This is a genomic window from Mesorhizobium sp. BH1-1-5, assembly GCF_020165615.1.
GTDB lineage: Bacteria > Pseudomonadota > Alphaproteobacteria > Rhizobiales > Rhizobiaceae > Mesorhizobium.
Map to the genome: position 1 here is coordinate 391463 of NZ_JAIUIM010000001.1, position 23868 is coordinate 415330.

The following is a 23868-nucleotide window of genomic DNA, read 5'->3' on the forward strand; positions in this document are numbered from 1 at the left end:
TTTGCCGTCGCGAATGCCGATGGCGGCGATGAAAGCCGTCGTCAATTGCGGCTGGTTCGGCTTCGCTGCAGCCAGCCGTTCAGCCCGTTCGGCCATGCAATGACGAAGACCGCCAGCAGCAGCCCGAGACCGATGTTGCGGTAGTCGGACAGCTCCCGCATGCCTTCGTCGGCCAGCATCAGCACGGCGGCGCCGAGCAGTGGGCCCCATATCGAGCCGAGGCCGCCGATGACGATCATCGCGATCAGGAACAGCAGCGTCGAGAAGGAAAACACCGTCGGGCCGACGACGCGGAAATGGATGGCGTAGAAGCCGCCGGCGATGCCGGTGAAGAAGGCGGAGACCGCGAAGATCCAGAGCTGGTATTTGAAACGGCTGATGCCGCGCGACATGGCGTAGTCCGAATTGTCGCGCAACGCCCGGAAGGCGAGGCCCAGCGGTCCCCGGATGACGACGATCGAGATCGTCACTGCGACCGCCAGCAGCGCCAACCCGACATAATAGTGGGCGACATACCACTTCGACGGGAACAGCGCGCGCAGGCCGATGTCGCCGAACTGGCCGATGCCGCGCACGCCGCCGAACAGCGGCATGCAGCCGCCGACCGTGGTGAAGCAGTCGGTGTCGTTGACGATGAGCACATACATGACCTGCGCGATCGCCAGCGTTAGCAGCGCCACGTAAGGGCCACGCAGGCGCAGGCACGCGAGGCCGATCAGCATGCCTACCGCGACGGCGACGACGCCGGCCATCGGGATGGCGGCAAGCATCGGCACCTTCCAGTAAAAGCCCAGCATTGCGGTGGCGTAGGCGCCGGTGGCAAACAGCGCCATCTGCGCCAGCGAGAAGATCCCGCCTATGCCGAGCACGAGGTTCCACTGCACCACCACGATCGCCCAGATGAAGAACAGCGTCGACTGGGTGATGACGTAGCGCCCGGGCATGGCAAGCGGGAGCGCGGCGGCGAGAGCCAGGCAGATAATACCGATCAGGATGTCTCGGCGGATGGATGTCATAGGCGCACCACCTGCTGTTTGCCGAACAGGCCGTAGGGCCGCCAGATCAGCACGAGGATGACGAGAAGCAGCAAGGTGGCGAAGCTCCAGCGCACGCCGAGCACATATTGGGTGGCGGCCTCGAGCAGCCCGAGCGCGATCGCAGCGATCACGGCGCCGTAGACATTGCCGAGCCCCGCGACCACGCAGACGATGAAGGCCTTCAGCATCGGGTCGCCGCCCATCACCGGCGTCAGCGTGGCGATCGAGCTGATCATGATGCCGGACACGGCGGCGAGCGCGCCGGAGAGCGCCAGCACCTGCGCGTAGACGCGGCCGACCCTGACGCCCATGAGCTGCGCCGCCTCGCGGTTCATCGAGGTGGCGCGGATGGCGCGGCCGGTGCTGGTGCGCTGCAGCAGGATGGCGACAGTCACCATCAGCACGATGGCGACGCCGAGGATGAAGACGTTCTGCAGCGGTATGTGCACATTGCCGATGACGACCTGGCCGCCGACCGCGAGCGGCTGCGGGATCGGATAAGGTCCAAAACCCTTCAGCATCAGGTTCTCGATGACGCTGCCGATGCCGATCGTGGCGATGAAGATGTTGGTCTCGAAATTCTCGGCTCTGAGCAACGGCAGCGCCGCGCAGAAATAGATCAGCAGCCCGACCAGCGCGCAGACGAGCGCGGCGGCGAGCAGCGCCAGCGCCGGATTGAGGCCGGCATGGACGATGGCCGCGTAGCAGATATAGCCGCCGAGCGTCAGGATGGCGCCATGCGCCATGTTGAGCATGTTGAGCGAGCCGTAGACCAGCGAGAGGCCGATGGTGGCGACCGCGTACATGGCGCCGAGCGTCAGGCCGGAAGCGATGATCTGGATCAGGACGTCCATCGCTCACACTCCGAGATAGGTTTCGACGATTTCCGGGCGCGCCATCAGTTCGGCGCCCAGGCCCGACCAGGCGATGCGGCCATTGTCGAGCAGGTGGATCATGTCGGCATGCTCGGCGATCCGCTCGGCATTCTCCTCGACCAGAAGGATGGTGCGGCCCTCGCGCCTGAGGTTGAAGATGACCTCGTAGATCTGCTCGATGACGATCGGGGCCAGTCCGAGCGAAGGCTCGTCGAGCATCAGCACCGCGCCGCCCGCCATCAGGCCGCGGCCGATGCCGCACATTCGGCGCTCGCCGCCTGAAAGCGTGCCGGCGGTCTGGTTGCGGCGCTCCTTCAGCTTGGGCAGCAGCGCAAAGACGAAGTCCAGCCGCTCGGCCAGTCCGCCGCTGTTGGCATAGGCGCCCATAAGAAGGTTCTCGTGCACGGTCATCGCCGGAAAGAGCAGATCGCCCTGCGGAACCTGGATGACGCCGCGTTCGACGATCTGGTCGGGGCGCAGGCGGTCAATGCGCTGGCCGTCGAGGCGGATCTCGCCCGACGTCACTGGGACAAGTCCGGAAATCGCCTTGAGCAGGGTGCTCTTGCCATGGCCGTTGGGGCCGACAATGGCGGTGAGCTCGCCCTTCCTTGCCGACAATTTGATGGCGTCGAGCACGATGCGGCCGGCATAGCCGGCGCTGGCGTCGACGATCTCGAGCGCCGCCTCAGCCATGCGTGTTTTCCATGAAGGAGCGCAGCCGCTCGGAGGCGCCCTGGCCGAGATAGACGTCGACGACGATGCGGTCGTCGAGGAGCTTTGTCGGCAGGCCTTCGAAAATCTTTTCGCCGTGATGCATGATCATGATGCGGTCGGAGAGGCGCACCAGGAAGCGCATCACATGCTCGATGAGGATGATTGTGACGCCCGCCGCCTTGATGGCGCGCACGGCATCCATCACACGGTCGACCTCACGCGCGGTGAGGCCGCCGACCGGCTCGTCCATCAAAAGCAGTTTCGGCTTCGTCGCCATGGCGCTCGCCATCATCAAAAGCTTGCGGTCGAGCACCGGCAGCTTGCCGGTGACCTTGTCGGCGCGATCGGCGATGCCAAGCGTCTCAAGCGCGGCATCGGCGGCCTCATGCGCGGCGCGACCGGCGCGCAGCGTCGGCACGGCCCGGTTGCTGCGGCCGAAATAGGCGCCCACCAGCACGTTCTCGCGCGCGGTCATGCTGTCGAAGCCGGCGTTGAGCTGGAAGGTGCGGGCAACGCCGGCATGGCAGATCTGCTCGGGCGCATGCCCGGTGATGTCCTGGCCGTCGAGCACGATCGTGCCGGTGGTGGCCGGGTTCAACCCCGAGATCACCTCGAACAGCGTCGTCTTGCCGGCGCCGTTCGGTCCGCCGATGCCGAGGATTTCTCCCGCCCCGACATCGAAGGACAGATCGCGGACCGCCGCCAGCGCGCCGAAGGACTTGCCGACATGCCTGCACGACAGCAATGGCGTCGCGGCGGCGTCTCCCGTCATCCGGCTAGGCCTTGATCCATGGCGGCATCATGAATTTGGTCGTGCCGTACGGCGCCGGCGCGATCAGGCCGGGACCCTTGGTGTAGTCCTGGATCTGCAGGAACTGGTGCGGCATGCCGAGCGATGAATCGTTGACCTGGGTCGGATAGGTGTAGGCGGCGTTCTCGAGCGGCATGAAACGGGTCGTGCCGGTGACGCCGCGCCATATCATCGAGCTCATCCGGGCCGCAACCTTGCGGTTTTGGTCGTTGTTGCCGGGCTCGCCCGTGCCGCCGGCAAGTGCGGCGGCGGTCGCCCAGACATAGGCGCCGTCATAGGGCTGCGCGCCGGAATTGTGGCCGGCGTTCGGGCCGAACTTTTCCTTGTAGCGCTTCTCGAAGGCGGTGCCGATCTCGTCCTGCAGCGCGCCGACGACGGTCGCGTAGATGATGCCGTTCGCCGCCTGCTTGGCGATGTCGCGGAAGGCCGGGATCGACGGGCCGTATTGCATGTAGACCAGGCTCGGCGTCGGATTGGAGGCGAATTGCAGCGCGAACTGACCGAGATCGGCGGGCAGGAAGTGGGTGATGCAGATCACCGCCGGCGGATCTTGGCGGATCTTGGCCAGCGTCGGTCCCCATTCCGACGCGGGCACGCTGACGGTCTCGAACAGGCTGATGTCCCAGCCATAGCTCTTGGCCTGCTCCTTGACGGCGTTGGCGATGTTGGAGGCATAGACGCCGGCCGACAGGATCACCGCCATCTTGTTGTTCTTGCGCTTCCACTCGCCGTTCTCCTCCAGTCCCTGCAGGAACTTCAGGAATCCGGGACCATACCAGTATTCGGCGGGATCGCCCTGGAAGGAGCCCCAGTAGCGGTCCGGGTTGGATTTCACCAGATTGTTGTGGCCGATCGTGGTGTCATAGTGGACGTAGACGATGCCGTTGTCGGCGGCGACCTCTTGGATGGCGGCGCCCGAGCCGATATTGTAGCCGTTGAGGATGGCGTGCACGCCATGCCGGTCGACGAGGCGCTGCGCCGCCTGCACGTTGGTGGCATCGCCCATCTGCGCGGTGTCCTCGAAGGACGGCTCCAGCGGTCGGCCGAGGATGCCGCCCAGCGCGTTGATCTCCTCGCAGGCGAGCGTCAACCCGTTCTTGAACTCGATGCCGTCGGGCGCGGCGAAGTCGGTGGTCGGCCCGCACTGGCCGACCGGGATCGGGTCGCCTTCGGCGCGCGCCTCGTTGTTCATCGCAAGCAGCATGGCCGGCATGCCGGTCAGCGTCGCGGCGGTCGCAAGTCCGCCCTTGATCAGGAAATTGCGGCGCGAGCCGGCAATCACATTCGGCGTGGTGAGTTTCGAACTGCGCTTCATCTCGATTCCCCTTGTGAGTTTTTGTCAGTTTATGTTTTTGACCAGCTCGGCCGCCTGGTCGATGATCGCCGTCTGGTGCGGCTGCGCCGACATTCCACCCCATTGTCCCATCAACTGGTCCCACGGGTCCTCGACGCCCGTGCGGTGCCCGCAAAGCTCCTCGATCACGGCAAGGCCGCAATAGGGCACGTACATTTCGGAGTAGCCGCCCTCATGCGTCATCACCAGGCGCCCGCCGCACAGCTCGCGCGCCGCGTCGAGCAGCATGCGCGCCAGCCTGCGGTAGCCGCTGGAATTCATCAGCATGCGTCCCATCGGATCGACGCCGGAGGCGTCGAAGCCCGAGGGCACCACGATCAGCTCCGGCTTGAAGCGCGTCAGCGCCGGGATCACCACGCGTTCGAACGCCGCGGCATAGGCACCGGGACCGGACCCCGGGGGCAGCGGGACGTTGATGTTGAAGCCCTTGCCCTTGCCCTCGCCATTCTCGGCGATCGCGCCGGAATTGGCCGGGAACAGATTGTCCTGATGCAGCGAGATCGAAAGCACGCTCGGATCGTCGTAGAAGATCGACTGCGTGCCGTTGCCGTGATGCACGTCCCAGTCGACGGTCGCGATCCGGGTCAGCCCATGCAGCTGCTGCGCATGCCGGATGGCGATGGCGGCGTTCGAGAACAGGCAGAAGCCCATGCCGACATCGGCGGTGGCGTGATGGCCCGGCGGGCGGATCAGCGCATAGGCGTTGTCGACCTGGCCCGTGATGACGGCTTCGATGGCCTTGATGGCGCCGCCGGCCGCCAGGAGAGCGATTTCATAGCTGCCGGCGCCGAGCGGCGTCAACGAGCTGGCGTCGCCATAGCCGCGGTCGCTGATCTCCCTGATCTTGGCGATATGCGCCGGCGTGTGGACCCGCGAAAGCTCCTCGACCGTGGCGCGCCGTGGCTTGATGGTGACCAGATGGTCGAGGATGCCGCTCACTTCCAGGAGGTTGCGCAGGCGACGCTTGGTCTCGGGATTTTCGGCATGGGTGCCGGGCTGAACCGTCAGGCTCGGCGGGAAGACCTGGTTCCAGTTCCAGGTGTTGTGCCAAAGATAAAGTTCGTGGAAAACGAAACCAGTCGCCATGCGGCTCCCACCCAGCGTATTTCGGCCGGATGATGGCCCGCTGCATGAGCGCTGTCCCGACACCTTCGGGTAAAGGGTGGGTTTTTTGAGCCCACCCCTTCGGGTGGTTATCCGGCCAGCTGGCGCTCCGTTGAGCCGTCGAGCCCGATTTCCTTCAGCTTGAGGACCGCTTCGGTCCGGCTTGAGACGCCGAGCTTGCCGAAGATGTTCTTCAGGTGCCATTTCACCGTGTCGGGGGCCATGGACAGCGTCTCGGCCAACTGGCGGTTGGTGTAGGCGCGAAGCAGCAGGGCGGCGACATCGGTTTCCTTGCTGCTCAGCATTTGCTTCCTCGCGGCGATTGCAATCGGACGCGCGCGTTCCGGCGCGGTCTTGCCCAACTCGCGCAGAAGCGCGTCGACAAAGGTCGCCGTGCTGGAATTGCGCGACCAGGCCGGAATTCGCGCCCGGGCGAATTCGAGCACCTCGCGCATCGGCAGGCCCTCGTCGATCAGCGAGCGCAAAGCGTTCTGCGGGAGCGCCAGGGTGACGACGTCGACCGCCGCCGCCAGCGCCAGCAGCGTTTCGCCCGCGCTGTGCGCGGCGATCGCGACGAGCGCCCGCACCTGCATGAAGCCGCGCAGGCGGCCGTCGCGGCGCATGCGTTCGGCGATACGGTCGAGCACGGCGATGGCCTTCGCCGGGTGGCCCTCGGCGATCAGCACGCGCGCGGCGCCGATATGGGCATATTCGTCGAGCGGATGGATCGGGGCGGGCCGGCTTTCGGCCGAAGGCTCGATGCCGCGCGAGCGCAGCGCCAGCCGTGCGGCGCGGACGTCGCCGCGCGACAACAGCAGCCGCACCCGCTCGTTCAGCGCGGCGGCCGTCAGCCGGCGGTAGCGCTTCTCGATACCCAGCCGTTCGGCCCGTTCGAGGAAGACGATAGCCTCGTCGTGCCGGCCATGCGCGGCGGAGAGCCGGGCCAGATGCAGCTTGCAGGCCATCTCGTGCACGACGAGCCCGCATTCCTCGATGATCTGCCGGTGCTGGTGCAGGATGCGTTCGGCACCCTGCAGGTCGTTCCATTCATAGGCGAGCTCGACATGGAAGATCGCCGTCATCGCCTCCGTGTAGGAACCGGACCCCAGGCGCTCGCGGGCCAGCCGGCAGGCGCGGTCGAGCAATTGGTGGGCTTCGGCGAGGTTGCCGGCGGAAATCTCGACCAGTCCCAGCAGCAGGTCGCAATAGACGATGCCGAAAACGGAATTGGCGGCGGCATGATGGTCGCGCGCCGCGAGGCTGCGCAGGCGCGCGGCGTCCAGCTCGCCGAGCGAATAGTGGCTGAAGGCGCAGATATTGGCGAGCGTACCGCGCGCGAAAGGCTCGTCTTCGGGAAAATCCGCAAGCCAGCGCGAGGCGACGCGGGTCGCGGTGCGGGAGCGGTCGGTGGCGCTGATGACGCCGGCCGTCAGCGTCTGCAGCTCGGCCTTGAGCGAGCGGGTGGTCGCGCGGTCGATCTCGCCGCGCTCGGAAAGCTGCCCGACAAGGTTTTTGGCCTGTTTGAGGATGCGGACCGCCTGGCGCGGCCGGCTCATATGGAACTGCGCCCAGACACGCGCCAGGAGCAGGCGAGGGCGGGCGGCGATGAGATCTGGGGGCAGCTGGTTCAGCCACTCGGTGAGCTTGGGGATGTGACCCTGCATGGTGAGCGGCATGGCGCATTCCTCGACCAGGCGCGCCGCATGGTCGGCATCGCCGCTGGCGAGCGCGTGGTCGACAGCGTCGGAGATATGGCCCCGGGCGGCCAGCCAGGCGGCGGCGGCGCGATGCAGGTCCCTGCGGGCTTCCGGCGCCCAGGCGTCCAGCCTATTGCGGAGGAATTCGGAGAACAGGTGATGATAGCGGAACCATTGGCCGGACGAATCGAGCGCGATCAGGAAAAGGTTCGAGTGCTCGATGGTCGCCAGCGCCGCGGCGCAGTCCCGTCCCGGACAGACCGCCTCTACGAGGCCCAGGCAGAAGCGGTCGAGGATCGAGGTCCTGAGCAGGAAATCCTGGATCTCGGGCGCCTGCCGGGCGAGCACGTCGTGGGTCAGGAACATAGCCACGTCGCGCTGGCTGCCGGAAAATTCGGCGATGAAGGCTTCTCGCGATCCCTCATGCGCCAACGCCAAGGCGGCAAGCTGCAGGCCGGCCGGCCAGCCTTCGGTCTTGTGGTGAAGCGCCACCACGGCCGAGACGGCGAGGTCGAGGCCGCAGACATTGGCAAGATAATCCTCGGTCTCCTCAAGCGAAAAGCGCAGGTCGCTGTCGCCGAGGCTGACGACATGCCCCTTCATCTTCATATGGGCGAGCTCGAGCGGCAGCTCGCCTCGGGTCGCGAGCACGATGCGCAAGGCCGGCGGCGCATAAGCGACCAGCATGTTGATGCAGGCGGCGATCTCGCCGGAGACGATCAGATGGGCGTCGTCGAGAACGAGGTAGATCGGCGCGGCCCGGCGCGACAGCTGGTTGATGATAGCGGTGAGGATGGAATCGACCGGCGTCACCGGGCTGGAGTCGATCAGCGATTCCGCATTGCCGGCAATGTCGGGGTCGACGCGGTGGAACGCGGCGGCGAGGTATTTGAGGAAGCGAGCGAGATCATTGTCCAGCCGGTCGATCGACAGCCAGGCGACCTGGGCGATGCCGCCGGATATGCCGGCCGCCCATTGCGAGAGCAGGGTCGATTTGCCGAAGCCGGCGGGCGAAGTCACCACCGTCAGCTTCCCCGCCGTCGCGGCATCCAGGGTGCGCAGCAGCCGCGGCCTCTGAACCAGGGCATCGCGCAAATAAGGCGGCTGGAGCTTCGTCTCTATCAGCATATGGTTCCCGGTTGCTGCTTTCGGCGCCTTTAATAAACGCGCAGTGCGGCGCGGAGGCAATGGTCGGGCTGGGAGCCCGCCAATGGCCGCGATCCGGTTCGTTGTTGCGGATCCGTTGCGGTGTCGAAGTCTCTGCGGTAATCTCAGCCGGATTGGACGATACGCATGCATCCTGTCGTTAGTGCAAGGGTTCCATCCTGTCTGGGCGGATTGTGAACTCTTTAACAGACCTCCGCGTCGCAAGCTGCGTTCTTGTGGCCGACAGGTCATAGCGGTTAGGGATTTTGCCATGCTGCGACGCTGCGCGCTGATTGCAGCCTTGATCCTCGTGGGCCTCACGACGGTGCAGGCGCGCGCCGATCGAAGGGTTGCCCTTGTCATCGGCAATTCCGAATACCGTGAAATCCCGGCCCTCAAGAACCCCGACAAGGATGCGGAGGACGTGTCGAGCACCTTCCGGCTGGCCGGCTTCGATGTGTTCGTCGCCAAGGACCTGACCAAGCTCCAGTTCGAGAAGGAGTTCCGCAACTATCTCGCGGCGGCGGACGGCGCGGATCTGGCGGTCGTCTACTATTCCGGTCACGGCTTTCAGATCGGCGGCGAGAATTTCCTGATCCCGGTCGATGCGTCGCTCAAGGCTGCAGCCGACATCGAGGTCCAGGCGGTCAAGCTTGACGACGTGCTGCAGCAATTGCGCGCCAAATCGAAAATCCAGGTGATCATCCTCGACGCTTGCCGCAACAATCCGTTTCCGCGCAAGGACTACTGGCTGCGCGACCAGTTGATCGCCGTCGGCGGCACCGGCCTTGCGCAGGTGAAAAGTTCGCTGAACACGCTGATAGCCTTCGCCACCGAGCCCGGCGCGGTCGCCTATGACGGCTCCGGCGATCTCAGCCCGTTTTCATCCGCCTTCTCCCGCCGCGCGCTGGCGCCGAACCAGGAGATACGCTCGGTGATGGCTGCCGTGCGCCGCGACGTGGTCGAGGCCACCAAGGGTGCGCAGGTTCCGTGGGAGAACTCATCGCTGATCGACGAGGTGGTGCTGATGCGTCGCGCCAGCCGGCCGGCTTTGCCGCCGGTGCTGGAAAAAACCGTGCCGTCGGGCGTCGGACCAGTCGCGCTCGACCTGCCGGTGCCGGTCGATGTCGACGGCGGCGCCGTCACCATCAGCATCGAAAGGCCGCCGGCGCTGGGGCGCCTGACCCTGGACGGCAAGCCGGTCGCGACGGGCGAGCCGATAGAGGGCAAGGATCTGCCACGGCTCGCGATGGACGTGCCGAAGGGGGCCGACGCCGAGGACCAGGTCGATATGCTGGCCTACACCACGCATGACGAATGGGGCGGCGGCTCGCAGGGCATACTGGTGTTCCGGGTCAAGAACGGCGAGGGCGCTGCGGGCAAGCAGCTCGTCGCCTCGCTGGAGTCCGAGCAGAAGCAGGAGGTGGTGGAGCGCGGCATCCATATCGCCGGCGCCGCCGAGGCGATCGAGAACCGCGACCTCAAGGTTCCCGTCGGTGTCGGCCCCGTGCCGCTGAAGCTGGATTTCCCGACCAAGGACCCGGCCGTAAGCGTGAAGCTTGCGAGCTATCCGGCAACCGGGACACTGTCGCTGCCGGATCGAACCCTGTCGCCGCAATCGAGCCTGATGGCCGATGAAGTCGACAAACTGCGTTACGAACCTCAGATAGGCACGGTCCAGCCATTGATAGTCGGCGTCGAAATCAGGGCCGACAACACGCCGTCAAAGCCGGCGACAATGAAGCTGTCGCCAAGCGTCGACCCGTGCGACACGCAGGCAGGCGAACCTTTGGACCTTCAGGGTGTCGTCCCCGGCCTGTTGCCGAACGAGATCGCCGCCGGCGCGGTGGAGTCCTGCCGGGCGGCGGTGAAGGCCTATCCCGATGTCGCGCGCTTCCACTACGAGCTCGGGCGCGCGCTGCTGGCCGCCGGCAAGGTCGACGAGGCCAGGAAGGCGATCGAGGCGGCCGCCGACAAGGGACATGTCCGCGCGGTGTTCGAGCTCGGCTACCTCAACGCGACCGGCACGGGCATCCCCGCCAACCGCAAGCAGGCCAACACTTTCTATGCCGCGGCGTCCGAGAAGGGCGACCCCTATGGCATGACCTCATGGGGCCGGGCCTTGTTCAACGGCTACGGCGTCGACCGCGATACCGGCAAGGGGCTTGACCTGCTGCTCAAGGCGGCGGCGATGGGCCATACCTATGCCATGAACGATCTCGCCGCGATCTTCACGGAAGGTCGTAACGGCGTGCCTGCCGATCCGGCGCGCGCCGTGGCTTTCCTCAAGGCGGGCGTCGAGCGGCAGGATATGTATTCGATGAACCTGCTCGGCCGCAATTATCTCGCCGGCACGGGGGTCGAAAAAGACCCCAAGACCGCGCTCTCGCTGTTCCAGAAGTCGATGGATCTCGGCCAGCCCTATGCCCCCGGCAGCCTTGCACGCATGTACCGGGATGGGGTTGGCGTGCAGCAGGATTTGGCTGAAGCGCAAAAGCTGTTCGAGCTGGCGACCGACCGCGGCGATCAGTCGGCTGCGTATGATCGCGCGGCGCTGGAGATGCAAAGAGGCGACAAGGCCGATCAGGCCGTGGCCGCGCGCTATCTCGCTTTCGCGGCGGCGCTCGATCTACGCAATGAGATTCCGGACGCAAAGGCGACGCTGGCGAAATTCGGGGCGAAGGCGAAGACTGCGGCTCTGAAACAGATGCGTGGGGAACTCAAATCGAAGATTACGGCGGACGGCTCGTTGGACGATCAGCTGGTCAAGACGGCCAGGGCGGTCTGGGAACAAGCCAATCCGCGCCGGGACTTGTTCTGATCACAAGGAGGCAATGTGGTGGGCTGGGCATCGAAACACGCAATCGTCGCAACGATCCTATCGGGTGTTCTCGCGGTCGCCGGGTGTACGACCGTGACGCCCAGGATCGAGCCGGCACCGACGGCGAAGCACAGGACGAAGGTCGTTCGCACCACGACCGCGCCAAAAGTCGTCCAACGCAAGAAGGTCACCGCCAAGAAACTGATCAAGCCCGTGCAGACCGAAACCGCGCCCGTCATTGCGCCATTGGGCGGAGGAGGCGGCAGCGGAGGTAACGGGGGCAGCGGCGGAGGCGGAGGCGGCGGTTGGGGATGAGCACTCGCTAGCTGCGGCGGGTCATTTATCGAGCCCGCCGTAATCGCTCGCCAAGCAGGGCCAAGTGCTCTATGCTCCCGCCACGTGCCGGTATCGAGATCGGGTTGTCCTGGCGGGGGCGTTCCATGTTCGAAGTCGTTGCATTGTGGCAAAAAGCGCGGACTAGGGCCGCGGCTTTTGGCTTTGTCGTTGGCACGCTTCTGGTCTTCTGGTCGCAGGCAGCCAGCGCCGCGCCCAATTGGACGCTCGACCCGTCCGCCTCGGTACTCACCTACCAGTCGGTCAAGAAGAACACGATCGTCGAGACCAACAAGATCAGGAACATCACCGGATCGTTGAGTTCAGCAGGCGATGCGAAGATCAGCTTCGACCTCAATTCCGTCGACACCGGCGTCGACTTGCGCAATGTCCGCATGCGCTTCCTGTTCTTCGAGACATTCACCTATCCCACGGCCGAGGTGACGGCGAAGGTGGACCCCGCCGCGTTCGCCGACCTGCCGACCAAGCGCCGGGTGAAGACGACCTTGCCGTTCCATCTCAGCCTGCATGGCGTCAGCAAGGATTTGGAGGCTAGCGTCGTCGTCACCATGATCAGCGATACCCAGGTTTCCGTCGCCTCGGAGGCGCCCGTCGCTGTCCATGTCGAGGATTTCGGCCTGCTGCCCAACGTCGACAAGTTGCAGCAGGCCGCCAATGTGACCAACATCGTGCCGACCGCTTCAGTGTCGTTCGATTTCGTCTTCAACGCCGATGGCGGCAAGCCGGCCGCCGTACAGGCCGTTGCGACCTCGACTGCCGAGGTCGGTCCTGTCACAACCGATGCGGCGAAGGCCAATTTCAGCGACGAGGAGTGCCTCAACAGGTTTGCTGTGCTCTCGCGCACCGGCGCCATCTATTTCCGCCAGGCGAGCGCCAGGCTCGACGCCAAGAGCCGCCCGCTCCTGGCCGAGGTCGAAGGCGTCGTCGGCAAATGCCCGACCCTCAAGGTCGAGGTGTCCGGCTATACCGATTCCGACGGATCACCCGAGGCGAACAAGGCGCTCTCCGAACGGCGCGCCAAGGCGGTCGCCGAGGCTCTGGTCGCCGATGGTGTTCCGGGCAACCAGATCAGCTCCGCCGGCTATGGCGAGGACAAGCCTGTCGCCGCCAATGATACGCTCAAGAACAAGGCGCTGAACCGGCGGATCGAATTCTCCGCAAGCAAGCTCGCCAACTGAGGTGGCGGTGAGTTTCGCCCCGACCGCCTTTTTCGGTGGCATGCTTCGCGCCGCGGTATTCGCGGCGCTTGCGCTGCTTTTGACGTTGACGGCCGCGAGCGCCGAGCGGCGGGTCGCGCTGATCCTCGGCAATTCGCAATATCAGCATGCGGCGCCGCTCGCCAATCCGGCACGGGATGCGCAGGCCATGGCCGAGCGGCTCAAGGACCTCGGCTTCGAGGTGGTCTCCGGCTTCGACCTCACCAAGCAGCAGACGCAGGTTACGGTCGCGCAGTTCGCCAAGCAGGTGCGCGGTGCCGACATCGCGCTTTTCTTCTATGCCGGCCATGGCCTGCAGGTCTCCGGCAAGAACTATCTGCTTCCGGTCGACGCCGCGCTCGAGGACGAGACGTCGCTCGATTTTGAAGCCGTCTCCGTCGATTTCGTCCTGCGCCAGATGTCGCGCGAGACCAGCATAAGGCTCGTTTTCCTAGATGCGTGCCGGGACAATCCGCTTGCGGACGTGCTGGCAAAGAGCGCGGGCATAAAAGGCGCAAGCAGCGGCCTTGCCGAGATTCCGATCGAGAATGGCGGCGCCGGCACGCTGGTCGCCTTTGCCGCCAGCCCGAACCAGCTAGCCTATGACGGGTCGGGCGACCACTCGCCTTTCACCACGGCGCTGCTCCAGCATATCGGCGAATCCAACGTCTCCATCACCGAAGCGATGAACAGGGTGACCAGCGACGTCTTCAAGACGACCGCTGGCAAGCAGCGCCCCTGGATCAACGTCTCGCTGACCACCGAGGTGGTGCTGCACAAGGTCGACCTCAACGCGCCGCTGATCGTCGGCGACGCGAGCGCGCCGCAGGCCGAAGCGGGTTCCGAGACGCGCAACACCGGCGCGGCGTCTGGCCAGGCCGACGACCAGCTTGCCCTCAATGCGCTGCGCGAAAAGATCCCGAAGCTCGCGACGGACGGGCCGATCCTTTTCGATCGCCCGGTCAAGTTCGGCGACCCGGCGATCGACGGCAAGAGCATAGCCCAGTTAATCAAGAGCGAACCGCTTTTCAGCCCGGTCGAAGGGCTCGACAAGTCGGTCTGGCAAGGCAAACACTGCGACGGCTGTCACGAGTGGAACGAGACGCGCCTTTGCGAGCAGGCGAAGAATTTCGCCGCCAACGACGTTTCCGTGCTGCGCCTGCAGCATCCGCTCGGCACCCGCTTCAAGGTCGCTTTGGCCAGATGGGCGCAAGGCGGCTGCAAATGATCCTGGATTAGAGCATCCCGAGAGAGTGGGAAGCGGCTTCCTATTTGGAATTGCGGCTTTCAGAGGCTTGTCCGGCGCAAGCCCTAATACGCGTCGACCGATTGCCGCTGCGCTTCCATCTCCACGATCTGGATGCCCATCTCGACGAAGGCGGAAAGCACGCCAAAGCGGTCGGCGGTCGAGACGCGCGCCAGCCCCGCCAGAATCCCGGCGTTGACGGCGTGAGCGGCGGGAAATCCGGTCGAAAGCATGTCGAAGGCCGGGTCACGCCACGCCGCGGACAGAGCGATCCATGCAGCCGGCGTTGCGGGCGAGGGATCGACGGCACTGGCGAGCGCCGCTCGATGGCGAGGATTGCCGGGCTCGCCCACCCAGTCATTGACGAGCGCCAGCAGTTCGAGATCCCTTTCGGCAAGGAGCTCGGCGAGATTGCTCAGGCATTCATGCCCCCACCAGACCGCGGCGCGCTCGGGCAGGAGGTAGGCGCAGAACGTGACGGCTTCCTCCGGCACGCGTCCGGCGAGCAAAGCACGGCAGAATTCCAGCGGGGGTTGGGCGGCGGCCAGCGATTTCATGTCCCGGGCAATCGCGGGACAGGCAAGAAACAGATCTCTCGCCGTTCTGTATCCGAGTTCATTGGCCATGGCTGCCACACCCCGAGCACCGGCACAAATAGCACTGAAACCCGCGGCTGAACGCCGGTCAATCCTTAACCTTTAGCAGGCGGCGGCCATTGGCAACGTGCGCTTGTTCACAGACAATCGTTTCGAGATTTGATATAGTCCGCGCCAGCGAAAACCCGCTCAGGTCAAACAGGAGTGACGGTCATGCGGTGGGGCAGCTCAGCCTTGGCATTGGCGGCCGTGCTTTTTTCAACGCACGTCTACGCCGATCCGCTTCAGAAATCGGAAGACATCGTAAAATTCTTCGCCGGCCAAAATCTTGGCGCCTCACGCGGCATCTGCGTCGGCACCGAGGAAGAGTGCAAGAGCAAGGCCCAGAAGAACGAGGCCCCCCAGAAGGCCGGCCTCGACATGATGATCAACTTCGCCCTGGATTCGGCCCAGCTCGACCAGACCGCGCGCTCGGAACTGGACGAGTTCGCCAAGGCGCTGAAGGACAATAGGCTGAGCACGTTCAGCTTCGTCGTCGAAGGCCACACCGATGCGACCGGCACGGATCGCTACAACCAGGACCTGTCGCAGCGAAGGGCGCAATCGGTGGCCGCCTTCCTCGAAGCCAACGGCGTTGTATCGGCGCGGCTCGAAGCGATCGGCCTCGGCAAGTCGCACCCCCGCGTCTCCAATCCCTACGACCCGGTCAATCGCCGGGTGGAAATGCGGATCAGGACGGAATAGACCGCCGGCGCCGAACCGTCGATGGGAGTCCTGCAGACAGGCCGGGCTCCCATCCACAATCAGTTCTTGAGAGCGCCGCCCACCGCAATGCCGGTGCCGAAGATCAATGCCTTGGTCAGGAAGTCGTTGTTGTCTCTCGGCGGTGGCGCGTCTTCGCGAACCACGGTCTCGCTGTTGCGCCTGCGCTGAACGACCTGCGTCTGTTTCCGGCGCGGCTTTTGCTGCGCCACCGGCTTCAGCGTGCGGGTCTTCTGCACGACCTGTTTCTTGGGTGGCGCGGTGCGCGCCTGGTCGGCGGCGTTCTTGGTGCGCACGGCATCCATCATCGGGTCGGTCTGGGCCACCAGCAACGCCAGCTGTTCGCGGGTCAGATAGGTGGTTGACGGCAGGCCGTTCTTGTCTTGCCAGATGCCGATCGCCTGGCGCGTCCGCGGGCCGATATTGCCGTCGACCTGGCCGAACTCGTTGCCCAGCGCTTCGACGCGCAATTGCAGGTCGATACGGCTGTCGCGGTCGAGCCCGATGGCGCTTTCCGTGAGCTCGGTGCCTTGCGTCTTTCTCATCTCGTCGGTGATGCCGACCGAAGTGCGAACGGCCGAGCCTGGATTGGCATTTGCATCGTCCGCGCCGAGCGCCGCGACCTGCTTGCCCGCGGTCGGATCCTTCAACTGGTCGATGTTGAGCTTCGCCACCGTGGCGAAACGGCCGTTCGGGAACTGGTCGAGATAAGCCTCGTAATAGGGTATGGCGTTCTTTTTCGAAGCCTCGTCCCAAAGCCGCTGCTCGACCTCCCAGGATGGCGCCTCGCTGGCCACGGGAGCAGGCGACGCCGTCGCCTGGGCTCCGTCGGCCGGCGTCGCGGCGGGTGAGGCTGTTTGTGCCAATGGCTTGCCGAGGAACACCTCGCGCCCCAGCGAGGCATTGTGCCACGGCCGCTGCCTCCCTTGAGTGGCTTCCGTCACCTCGCCGCGCACCCGCGTCAACGCGCTCTGGATCTCGACGCCCGGTTCGGTCAGGTGCTTGGCCAATGCCAGCGAATAGGGGCTGTCGACGCCATTGCCGTCGAAAGCGATGGCGCCGGGGTCGGTCGCATAGGCGATCAGGACGCCGCCCGTGCCCATGCCGTCGGCCTTTGCATCGACCGGCGCCAGGCCGGCACCGAGCGAGCGGCTCTTCGGCAGCGCGGCGGCCAGCGTGCGTGCCAGCGGATTGTCGCGGCAGGCGTCGAGGATGATGATGCCGACAGCTGGATCGGCCGGCAGCGCCGCCATGAACTCGTCGATCTGGACCGTGCGGGTCTTGAGATAGGCCGGCGATGTCAGCTCGGCATCGATCGGGATGAGGTAGTTCTTGCCGTCGACCTGCATGCCGTGCCCGGCATAGTAGATGACGGCGAGGTCGGCATTGTAGGACTCCTCGGTGAACTTGCTGATCAGGCTGTGCATGCCGGCATTGTCCTGGTCGACGCCTTCGATCACCTCGAAGCCGGCATTGCGCAGCGTGGACGCGATGAGGTGGGCATCGTTGGCCGGATTGGGCAAGGCGACGGCATTGACATATTTGCTGTTGCCGACGACCAGCGCGACACGCTTGCTGTCGGGCGTGGCGGCCTCGGCGCCGAACGCGGCATGGAAAAGCAGGATCAACCCGCCCAAAAGGATGGCGAACGCCTTTATGGATCAACCCTCCGCCTCTCGGGGCGCGTTATCGATGTCTGCGCATGCTGAATTTCGTAAGCGACAGCGTCGCTTCTGCCAAAATCGTGTCTTGGGTGTCTGTGATCTCGACCACAGATTTGGTTCACGAGAGGCCCGAATTTCCTCCGTGAACATCCGCTAATATACCAGTCGCCGGCCTGAAAACCAATCGGCTCATCCAAAAACGCAGGGTTTGGTGAACCGGCTAACCGGGCTCGAGCGTGTCCTGGATGGAGCCTATCAGCGTGGTGATCGCCTGCTTGTATTTTTCGAATTCCGGCGACGTCTGCCGGACTTCGGTGGTTGTCGTCGTCGGCTGGCCCTGATCGGTCGTCACGCGCGGCGCTTTCTGTCCCATCTTCCGCTCGGCCCAGTCGACGACGTAGCTCGCGGTCTTGCCGGTCAGGAACGGATTGGCCTGGATCACCGCCGATCCCAGAACCGCGCTCAGCTGCGACGAACCCGGCGCCGCCAGCACCTGATGCGCGCCTTCCATACCGAGGAAATGGCAGAGGTATAGGCGGCCGGCGGTAATCTGGTGGCCGCGGGCGCGCAGATAGGCTTCACCTTCGCGCGCGAGGTTGCGCACCATTTCGCGCGACAGTGTCGCGTCGTAGCGAAGCGCCAGCAGGTCGGCGGTCGATAGCGAGCGGGCAAGGTCGGGCCGATAGGTGTTCATCATCCGGATCCAGGTCTTGGAGATGAACTGGCCGGCGCCGGTTGCCGAGGAAAGCGGGTTCTTGGCGCGGGAGCTGCCGCCGCTTTCGACATGCACGATCCGGTCGGTCAGCGTCTCGACCGCGGCGTCGCCGGAGCCGCCGGAACTAACGGCAACGGCCGTGGCCACCGTGGTGACCGTCCCCAGCGGATCGATCGCCTCGCCATTCTGGTAGAGCTCGAAATGCAGATGCGGGCCGGTCGAAAGCCCCGTGGTGCCGATATAGCCGATGACGTCACCGGCCTTCACCTTGGTGCCGACGCCGCTGGCGATGGCGAATTTCTGCATATGCGCGTAGCGCGTCTCGCGGCTGTTGGCATGCGTGATCTTCACCAGATTGCCGTAGCTGCCGCCATCGCCCTGGAACGAGATTTCGCCGTCGAAGGCGGCCATGACCGGCGTGCCGACCGGCGCCGCCCAGTCGACGCCCTTGTGGATCCGGACCGTGCCCAGGATCGGATGCTTGCGCGGGCCGAAGGTCGAGGTCATCACCCCGGCGACCGGCGTGACCATGCCGTTGGTGACGCTCAGCGAGCGGACCTGGTCGTCGCCGGTCACACAGGCGTACTGGCCGTCGCTCTGCTGGAAGACGAAACAGTCGAGGCTCTTGTCCGTGCCCTGGACGCCGACATAGAGCACACGCCCGGAAATCTCGCCCTGGCCGCGCGGCGTCTGCGAATAGATCAGCACCAGGCGCTGGTCCTCGCTGGCGAAGGCGTCGAGGTCTTGCCCTCGCGAAAGATACATGATCGCCTCGCCGATGACGCTGGTCGGCACCTTGTTGCGAGCCGCCGTCGAATAGATCGCGTCGAGCAGGCGGTACTGACGCTTCGGCCCGCCCTGGTCGGAGGCACCGGAGTAGTTGAACAGGTCCTCGCGCACCCAGGGGTCGACGCCCGACACGAAGGCTCCGGCCGCATTGCGCGTCAGCGTGCCGACATAGACGTTCCTCGCATAGACGGAGACCTGCATCAGCGACATGGTCGTCGTCTCGCGGTTCGGCCGGAACCCGCGCATGGCCACGACGAAGCCGGCCTCCAGCCCGTCGCGGTTGAATAGCGCCTTCAGCGCCTCGCCCGCGAGCTTCGCGTCGTCGGCGGAGAAATGCGCGTCGAGCGCCAAGCTGTCCAGGCTGCGGTCGTTCAGGATCTTCACGAAAGTGTCCTCGGTCGCCTCGAAGCGTTGATATTCGCTGATGACGGTCGCAACGGTCGTGTTGTTCTCGATCGCGGTTTTCTTGAAAGCCGGGAGTGCTGCCTCGCCCTGGTCGATGGTCTCGCCCCATCCGGCCTCGGGGTCGTCGGCGTCGGCCTTGGGCGCCGAGCCGGCGTCGCTCTCGTCCGGCGCCGCCTGCAGGTCGTTTTCCAGATCGCCTTGCGGATCGCCCTGTTGGTCGTTCGGCGCCGCGGCCGGAGCGGCCGGCGCCAGCGGGGCCGGTTGCTGGTCGTCGGGCGCCGTTGCCGAAGGCTTGGGGGCGGCCTGGCGCTGCGCCTGGAAGAAGGCGAAATCCTCCTGTGTCGACGGGATCGTCGTCATGAACTTTTCGCTGGCGCTCAGCATCACGTCGGAGAGGATTTCGATCTGCGGCGAAGCCCCCGAACTGTCGAGTTCTGCCGGGCGCGCGACGGTCTTGCCCTTGGTCGCGGTGTCGGCATCGGGCGCCAGCGTGATCCACATCGGATCGCCGGCGAGATCGATGATCGCCGGCACATAGACCGAGGCGTCGGGCGGCATGTCTTCCATGCCCTCGACCGGATGCAGCTCTTCATCCTCGTCGCCGAACGACCAGTAGTCCCTGGTCAGGTAGAAGCCGGTGGCCAGAGCGACGACGGCGAGTGTGGCAAGGCCGGCAAGAGCCCGGCGCCAGAGCTTGCGCCGGCGACCTGCCAGGCGCGCCTGCTTCTTTGCCTTGAAGCTCGTGTCGATCGAGTGCGTCACGGGCTGTTTCCGGTCAGGAAATAGGTCCAGCGCACCTGCTCCTGCGTATCGACCTCGACGAAGCGCGCCGCGATATGGCCGCGCTGCCAGCACTCTTCGATGCCGCGGATCGAGAAGCGCCGCCGATCGACGCACATCTCGGTCGACCCGTTGAGGATCGCGTGGCCGAAGACGTCCGTCGCGTAGAGATAGATGTAGCGGTTGGTCAGCTCCTCGCGGATGACGTTGACGCACTGATTGGCGCCGATCGTCCACCAACCGTCCGTCTGGTCGGTATTGTCGACCTTCTGTCCGACCGCGAGATTGACGACGTCGAGCGTCTGGTTGCAGACGGTGAATTCGGCATGCGCCTTGCCGGGCGAAAGGATCGAGAGCAGCGCCGCGCCAAGCAGCGCTGCGAGCGTCATGCGGCCCGGTAACGGCAATCGGAGCCGGCTACGCTGCTTGCGTGGCGAGGACTGGCAAAAGGAACGCGAGCGGCAAGAATCCATCGGCGTTCATGCTATCCGCCAAGCCGGAAATAGGTGGCCGTGGCGGAAAACTGCGACCCGTCGGCCTCGATCTCCTCGAGGATCCTGGGCAAAAGCTCCGAGGCCGGCGTCGGCCTGGAGAACATCGCTGCCTGGATGTCCTTCGGCCCGGTGATCACCAGCATGATCTGCGGCACCGCCTTGCCGGCCGCCTTGTCCGCGGCGGCGAGGCCGATCGGGATGTTGAAGGTCACCTTGTCGGTCTGCGGCACCATGCGGTCGTCGAGGTTGAAGGCGACGCCCTTGTGGTCGATCAGCATGATGTTCGAAACGAGCCCGCCGCCCGTATACAGCGCGCCGCTGACCGGCGAGCCGTCCGGGATCGATGTCCGGTCCAGCACAAGCTGCGGCTTCGCGGCCGAGCTACGGTCGAGGAAGCGAAGGAAAGTGGGCACGCCGCACTGGGACAGGGTGATGAGGCGCACGCTGATGTCCGGCTCGATATGAAACCGCGTCTGGAAATCGTTGAGCAATTGCTCGAAGGGCTGGACCGCCGTTCCGTATCCCTCGATCGTCGGGGCGGCTCCGGGTCCCGATGTCACGTTCGCGTAGAAGCAATTGCCGCCGCTGAAATCGCGCACCCAGGAGCGCTGGTCGTTCCACTTGGCCGTGTCTTCTTCCAGTGACGGAAGCGCCGGCTTCGGCACATTGATGGCGACGTCGGTGTCGTGCTGCTTGGCCGCCGGTGTCTGCGCTTGTTGCGTTGGTTGTGCCGGCGCGGTCGGCGTTTCCGGCTGGCTGGCTGTCGGTGTCTGCGCCTTCGGCTCGGCCGGTGGTGGGGTCGGCTGCGTCGATGCCTGGCTTTGCGAAGCCGGGGGCGAGGAAGCCGTCGGCTTGGGCAGCTTGGACAGCATGTCCACGAGGTCTTTTACGCCCGGCTTGACCGCTGGCGGATTTGCCTCCTGCGTCGGCTTGTTCTCAGCAGCCTGGCTCGGTTCCGGCGTCTTGACCGCCGGCTCGCTTGGCGGCGTCTGGCTTTCGGCGGCCGTTGGTGCGGGAGCCGGCGCGGGCGTCGGCGACTGTTGGGCCGGAGGTTGCACGGGTTTGGTCTCGACCTCAGGCGTCTGGCTTTTGGCCTCGCTCTCCGGCTGGGTGGCTGGCGGCGCCGGCTGCTCGACGGGCGTCTTGGCCTCCGCATCGGGTTGGGCGGATGGCTTCGCGCTGTCAGGCTTCGGCGCCTCCGGTTGCTGTGCTTCCGCCACTGGTTTGGTGGTTTCGGCGATCGGCTTCGGTGTCAGCGGCTTGGATGTTTCCGTCACCGGCGCGGGCGCCAGAACGCCGCTGAAATAGAGGCCGCCTGCCGCCAGGACGGCGATCGCCGCGACGCCGCCGGCGATGGCGGGCATCCGGGAAACCTTTTTGGGCGCAGCCGGCGCGGGCGTGCTGGCCGCGGCGGCCGCCGGCACAGGCCGTGGCTCCGACAGATATGCGGGGCGCACATGTTCGACGAAGCGGGGTTCGCCGGGAGGCGTGGACGGCTGGGGCTTCGGGTCCGGCGGCGTCGACCAGCCGGCGCGCGGCAGGCCGGAGCGTTCGCGTGCGCCGAACGACACCGGCGGCGGCAATGTCGGCTCGAGATCCTCGCCGCGCGTCGCCCGGGCGATCTCGGCCATGCTGGCCGGCCGGTCGCGCGGGTCCGGCTGCAGCATGGCCGAGATCAGTTCATGGAAGTCGGGATCGATATCCGACAGGTCCGGCACGGTCCGGCGTTTCTCGATGACCTCGTATTGCGAGCCGCTCATGTCGAGCGGCTTTCCGCGCAGCGCCGCGGCCAGCACCAGGCCGAGGCTGTAGATATCGGATTGCTCGCTGACCTCGCCGCCATAGAGGCCGAGTTGTTCCGGCGAGACGTAATTATATTTGCCGGCGAATTTTCCGCCGATCAGCGTTTCCCCGCCGACGGTGGCCGAACGGGCGATGCCGAAATCGATGATCTTGGCGCGCTCCACCCGACCGCCGGGCAGGATGATGTTGTCCGGCGAGAGGTCGCGGTGCACCGCGCCTGCCTGGTGCACCGCGGCGAGTCCCGATGCGAGCCGATGGCACAGCCGGCGCACATCGTCCCCCGGCATCGGCCCGCGCCGCATGACGTCGAACAGCGACTGGCCATCCACGAACTCCATTGCGAGATAGGGGCGGCCGATCCCCGTGTCGATGGTGAAGACGTGGTAGCGCACCACCGCGTCGTGCGAGAGATGGTTGAGGATCGACGCTTCCTTGCGGAACAGCGACAGGATCGTCTGGTCGCGGGCGAATTCGGGCAGCACGATCTTGATCGCCACATGGTCGCCGGTCTGGATGTTGTGGCCGCGATAGACTTCGCCCATGCCGCCGGAGGCGATCCTCTCGTCGAGTTCGTAGATGCCGCTGAGCTGCGTCCCGACGCCCGCATAGGCGATGTTCGTCGATATCCGCGTCTTGTCGTCGTCGCTCATCTGGCCAGGCCTTCCACTGCGGACCGATCCGAATGGAGCGCGCCGTCGCGCCCGCCGCCGATCTTCACGAGTACGATGGTCACATTGTCGGTGCCGCCGCGGGCCAGCACTGTATCCAGGAGGCTTTGGCATGCCGTCCGCGGCGTGGCGGATCTGACCGCGGCCTCGATCTCGGCGTCGCTGACATGCGCGGTCAGTCCGTCGGTGCCCAGAACGAAAACATCGCCCGCCATCAACTCGCCCTGCTGGAAATCGATCTCGAGCTCGTCGCTGACGCCGACAGCATGCGTGATCACGTTGCGGCGCGGCCAGGTGCGCGCTTCCTCAGTGCTGATCATGCCACGGTCGAGCAGTTCCTGCACCTCGGTGTGATCCTTCGAAACCTGGAAGATCGAGCCGCTGCGCACGAGGTAGATGCGGCTGTCGCCGGCCCACAGGCAGGCGAAGCGCCCATCCATGGCAAGCAGGGCCGCGAAAGTGGAGCCTATGGTGATGCCGCGCGAGCGCGATATGTCGCGGATCTCGGCATTGGCGCGGCTGAGCCGGTCCTCGAAGCGGGCGCGAAGGTCCGGCGCCGAACTCGCGATGCCGATCGTCGCCAGGTGATCGACGATGCTGGCCGAGGCGACTTCGCCGGCCTCGTGCCCGCCCATCCCGTCAGCCACCACCCAGAGCCCGGTCTGCGGTTCGATGAGGTAGTTGTCCTCGTTGTGGTCGCGCACGCAGCCCTGGTGGCTCACGCCGAAGCTTTCAATAGGGAGGGCGACAGTGCTCAATTTGCCACCAAGCGCTCAGCGAGCGTCCTCTGTGACCAGCCATGGGCCGCGTGCCCGGGCCACTTTGCCACAAGCGTGT

The 23868-nt window shown here is 65.5% G+C and carries 17 protein-coding genes; 4 read left to right on the top strand and 13 right to left on the bottom strand.

Features of this window, described 5'->3' with window-relative positions:
- Positions 1 to 41: 41 nt before the first annotated feature.
- From LB572_RS01955 to LB572_RS01985, 7 genes are all read right to left on the bottom strand, one after another.
- Entirely contained in the window at positions 42 to 1016 is a 975-nt protein-coding gene (locus LB572_RS01955) for a branched-chain amino acid ABC transporter permease (RefSeq protein WP_224666489.1), read from the bottom strand.
- Positions 1013 to 1891, bottom strand: coding sequence for a branched-chain amino acid ABC transporter permease (locus LB572_RS01960; protein ID WP_224666490.1), 879 nt, complete (start codon positions 1889 to 1891; stop codon positions 1013 to 1015). The genes LB572_RS01955 and LB572_RS01960 overlap by 4 nt, the downstream gene beginning before the upstream one ends.
- Positions 1892 to 1894: 3 nt before the next feature.
- A complete protein-coding gene (locus tag LB572_RS01965; RefSeq protein WP_224666491.1) occupies positions 1895 to 2605 on the bottom strand; it encodes an ABC transporter ATP-binding protein in 711 nt (236 codons plus the stop codon).
- Positions 2598 to 3398: an ABC transporter ATP-binding protein gene (locus LB572_RS01970; protein WP_224666492.1), complete on the bottom strand. Its 801-nt coding sequence runs from the start codon at positions 3396 to 3398 to the stop codon at positions 2598 to 2600. Before LB572_RS01970 ends, LB572_RS01965 begins: the two co-directional genes overlap by 8 nt.
- Before the next feature lie 4 nt (positions 3399 to 3402).
- Positions 3403 to 4752, bottom strand: a complete 1350-nt coding sequence (locus LB572_RS01975; protein ID WP_224666493.1) for an ABC transporter substrate-binding protein — start codon at positions 4750 to 4752, stop codon at positions 3403 to 3405.
- A gap of 24 nt (positions 4753 to 4776) precedes the next feature.
- Positions 4777 to 5877, bottom strand: a complete 1101-nt coding sequence (locus tag LB572_RS01980) for a class II histone deacetylase (protein ID WP_140803054.1) — start codon at positions 5875 to 5877, stop codon at positions 4777 to 4779.
- Positions 5878 to 5984: 107 nt separating this feature from the next.
- Positions 5985 to 8720 carry a LuxR C-terminal-related transcriptional regulator gene (locus tag LB572_RS01985; RefSeq protein ID WP_224666494.1) on the bottom strand — a complete coding sequence of 912 codons (2736 nt, stop codon included), beginning with the start codon at positions 8718 to 8720 and terminating at the stop codon, positions 5985 to 5987.
- Between the two features lie 289 nt (positions 8721 to 9009).
- On the opposite strand from LB572_RS01985, the gene LB572_RS01990 reads away from it, so the two are divergent.
- The 3 genes from LB572_RS01990 to LB572_RS02000 all read left to right on the top strand — a co-directional run bounded on the left by LB572_RS01990 (position 9010) and on the right by LB572_RS02000 (position 14337).
- A complete protein-coding gene (locus tag LB572_RS01990; RefSeq protein WP_224666495.1) occupies positions 9010 to 11559 on the top strand; it encodes a caspase family protein in 2550 nt (849 codons plus the stop codon).
- A gap of 440 nt (positions 11560 to 11999) precedes the next feature.
- Positions 12000 to 13091, top strand: a complete 1092-nt coding sequence (locus LB572_RS01995) for an OmpA family protein (protein ID WP_224666496.1) — start codon at positions 12000 to 12002, stop codon at positions 13089 to 13091.
- Between the two features lie 7 nt (positions 13092 to 13098).
- Positions 13099 to 14337, top strand: a complete 1239-nt coding sequence (locus LB572_RS02000; protein WP_224666497.1) for a caspase family protein — start codon at positions 13099 to 13101, stop codon at positions 14335 to 14337.
- A gap of 83 nt (positions 14338 to 14420) precedes the next feature.
- On the opposite strand, the gene LB572_RS02005 is transcribed toward LB572_RS02000, so the two are convergent.
- Complete coding sequence (locus LB572_RS02005; RefSeq protein ID WP_224666498.1) at positions 14421 to 14981, bottom strand: DUF6931 family protein; 561 nt, start codon at positions 14979 to 14981, stop codon at positions 14421 to 14423.
- Positions 14982 to 15164: 183 nt separating this feature from the next.
- Here LB572_RS02005 and LB572_RS02010 point away from each other — a divergent pair, with 183 nt between their 5' ends.
- Complete coding sequence (locus LB572_RS02010; protein ID WP_224666499.1) at positions 15165 to 15695, top strand: OmpA family protein; 531 nt, start codon at positions 15165 to 15167, stop codon at positions 15693 to 15695.
- 59 nt (positions 15696 to 15754) lie between these two features.
- On the opposite strand, the gene LB572_RS02015 is transcribed toward LB572_RS02010, so the two are convergent.
- From LB572_RS02015 to LB572_RS02035, 5 genes are all read right to left on the bottom strand, one after another.
- Complete coding sequence (locus tag LB572_RS02015; protein WP_224666500.1) at positions 15755 to 17350, bottom strand: caspase family protein; 1596 nt, start codon at positions 17348 to 17350, stop codon at positions 15755 to 15757.
- 247 nt (positions 17351 to 17597) lie between these two features.
- On the bottom strand, positions 17598 to 20048 hold the full coding sequence (locus tag LB572_RS02020; RefSeq protein WP_224666501.1) for a M23 family metallopeptidase: 2451 nt from the start codon (positions 20046 to 20048) through the stop codon (positions 17598 to 17600).
- Entirely contained in the window at positions 20045 to 20539 is a 495-nt protein-coding gene (locus LB572_RS02025) for a DUF1036 domain-containing protein (RefSeq protein ID WP_318013965.1), read from the bottom strand. Before LB572_RS02025 ends, LB572_RS02020 begins: the two co-directional genes overlap by 4 nt.
- A gap of 11 nt (positions 20540 to 20550) precedes the next feature.
- On the bottom strand, positions 20551 to 23013 hold the full coding sequence (locus LB572_RS02030; protein ID WP_224666503.1) for a serine/threonine-protein kinase: 2463 nt from the start codon (positions 23011 to 23013) through the stop codon (positions 20551 to 20553).
- Positions 23010 to 23789, bottom strand: coding sequence for a PP2C family protein-serine/threonine phosphatase (locus LB572_RS02035; RefSeq protein ID WP_140801966.1), 780 nt, complete (start codon positions 23787 to 23789; stop codon positions 23010 to 23012). The genes LB572_RS02030 and LB572_RS02035 overlap by 4 nt, the downstream gene beginning before the upstream one ends.
- Positions 23790 to 23868: the final 79 nt, after the last annotated feature.

Bases quoted from the DNA above. Each gene is read 5' to 3' on its own strand.
- LB572_RS01955 (WP_224666489.1), bottom strand. From the start codon at position 1,016: ATGACATCCATCCGCCGAGACATCCTGATCGGTATTATCTGCCTGGCT.
- LB572_RS01960 (WP_224666490.1), bottom strand. From the start codon at position 1,891: ATGGACGTCCTGATCCAGATCATCGCTTCCGGCCTGACGCTCGGCGCC.
- LB572_RS01965 (WP_224666491.1), bottom strand. From the start codon at position 2,605: ATGGCTGAGGCGGCGCTCGAGATCGTCGACGCCAGCGCCGGCTATGCC.
- LB572_RS01970 (WP_224666492.1), bottom strand. From the start codon at position 3,398: ATGACGGGAGACGCCGCCGCGACGCCATTGCTGTCGTGCAGGCATGTC.
- LB572_RS01975 (WP_224666493.1), bottom strand. From the start codon at position 4,752: ATGAAGCGCAGTTCGAAACTCACCACGCCGAATGTGATTGCCGGCTCG.
- LB572_RS01980 (WP_140803054.1), bottom strand. From the start codon at position 5,877: ATGGCGACTGGTTTCGTTTTCCACGAACTTTATCTTTGGCACAACACC.
- LB572_RS01985 (WP_224666494.1), bottom strand. From the start codon at position 8,720: ATGCTGATAGAGACGAAGCTCCAGCCGCCTTATTTGCGCGATGCCCTG.
- LB572_RS01990 (WP_224666495.1), top strand. From the start codon at position 9,010: ATGCTGCGACGCTGCGCGCTGATTGCAGCCTTGATCCTCGTGGGCCTC.
- LB572_RS01995 (WP_224666496.1), top strand. From the start codon at position 12,000: ATGTTCGAAGTCGTTGCATTGTGGCAAAAAGCGCGGACTAGGGCCGCG.
- LB572_RS02005 (WP_224666498.1), bottom strand. From the start codon at position 14,981: ATGGCCAATGAACTCGGATACAGAACGGCGAGAGATCTGTTTCTTGCC.
- LB572_RS02010 (WP_224666499.1), top strand. From the start codon at position 15,165: ATGCGGTGGGGCAGCTCAGCCTTGGCATTGGCGGCCGTGCTTTTTTCA.
- LB572_RS02025 (WP_318013965.1), bottom strand. From the start codon at position 20,539: ATGGATTCTTGCCGCTCGCGTTCCTTTTGCCAGTCCTCGCCACGCAAG.
- LB572_RS02030 (WP_224666503.1), bottom strand. From the start codon at position 23,013: ATGAGCGACGACGACAAGACGCGGATATCGACGAACATCGCCTATGCG.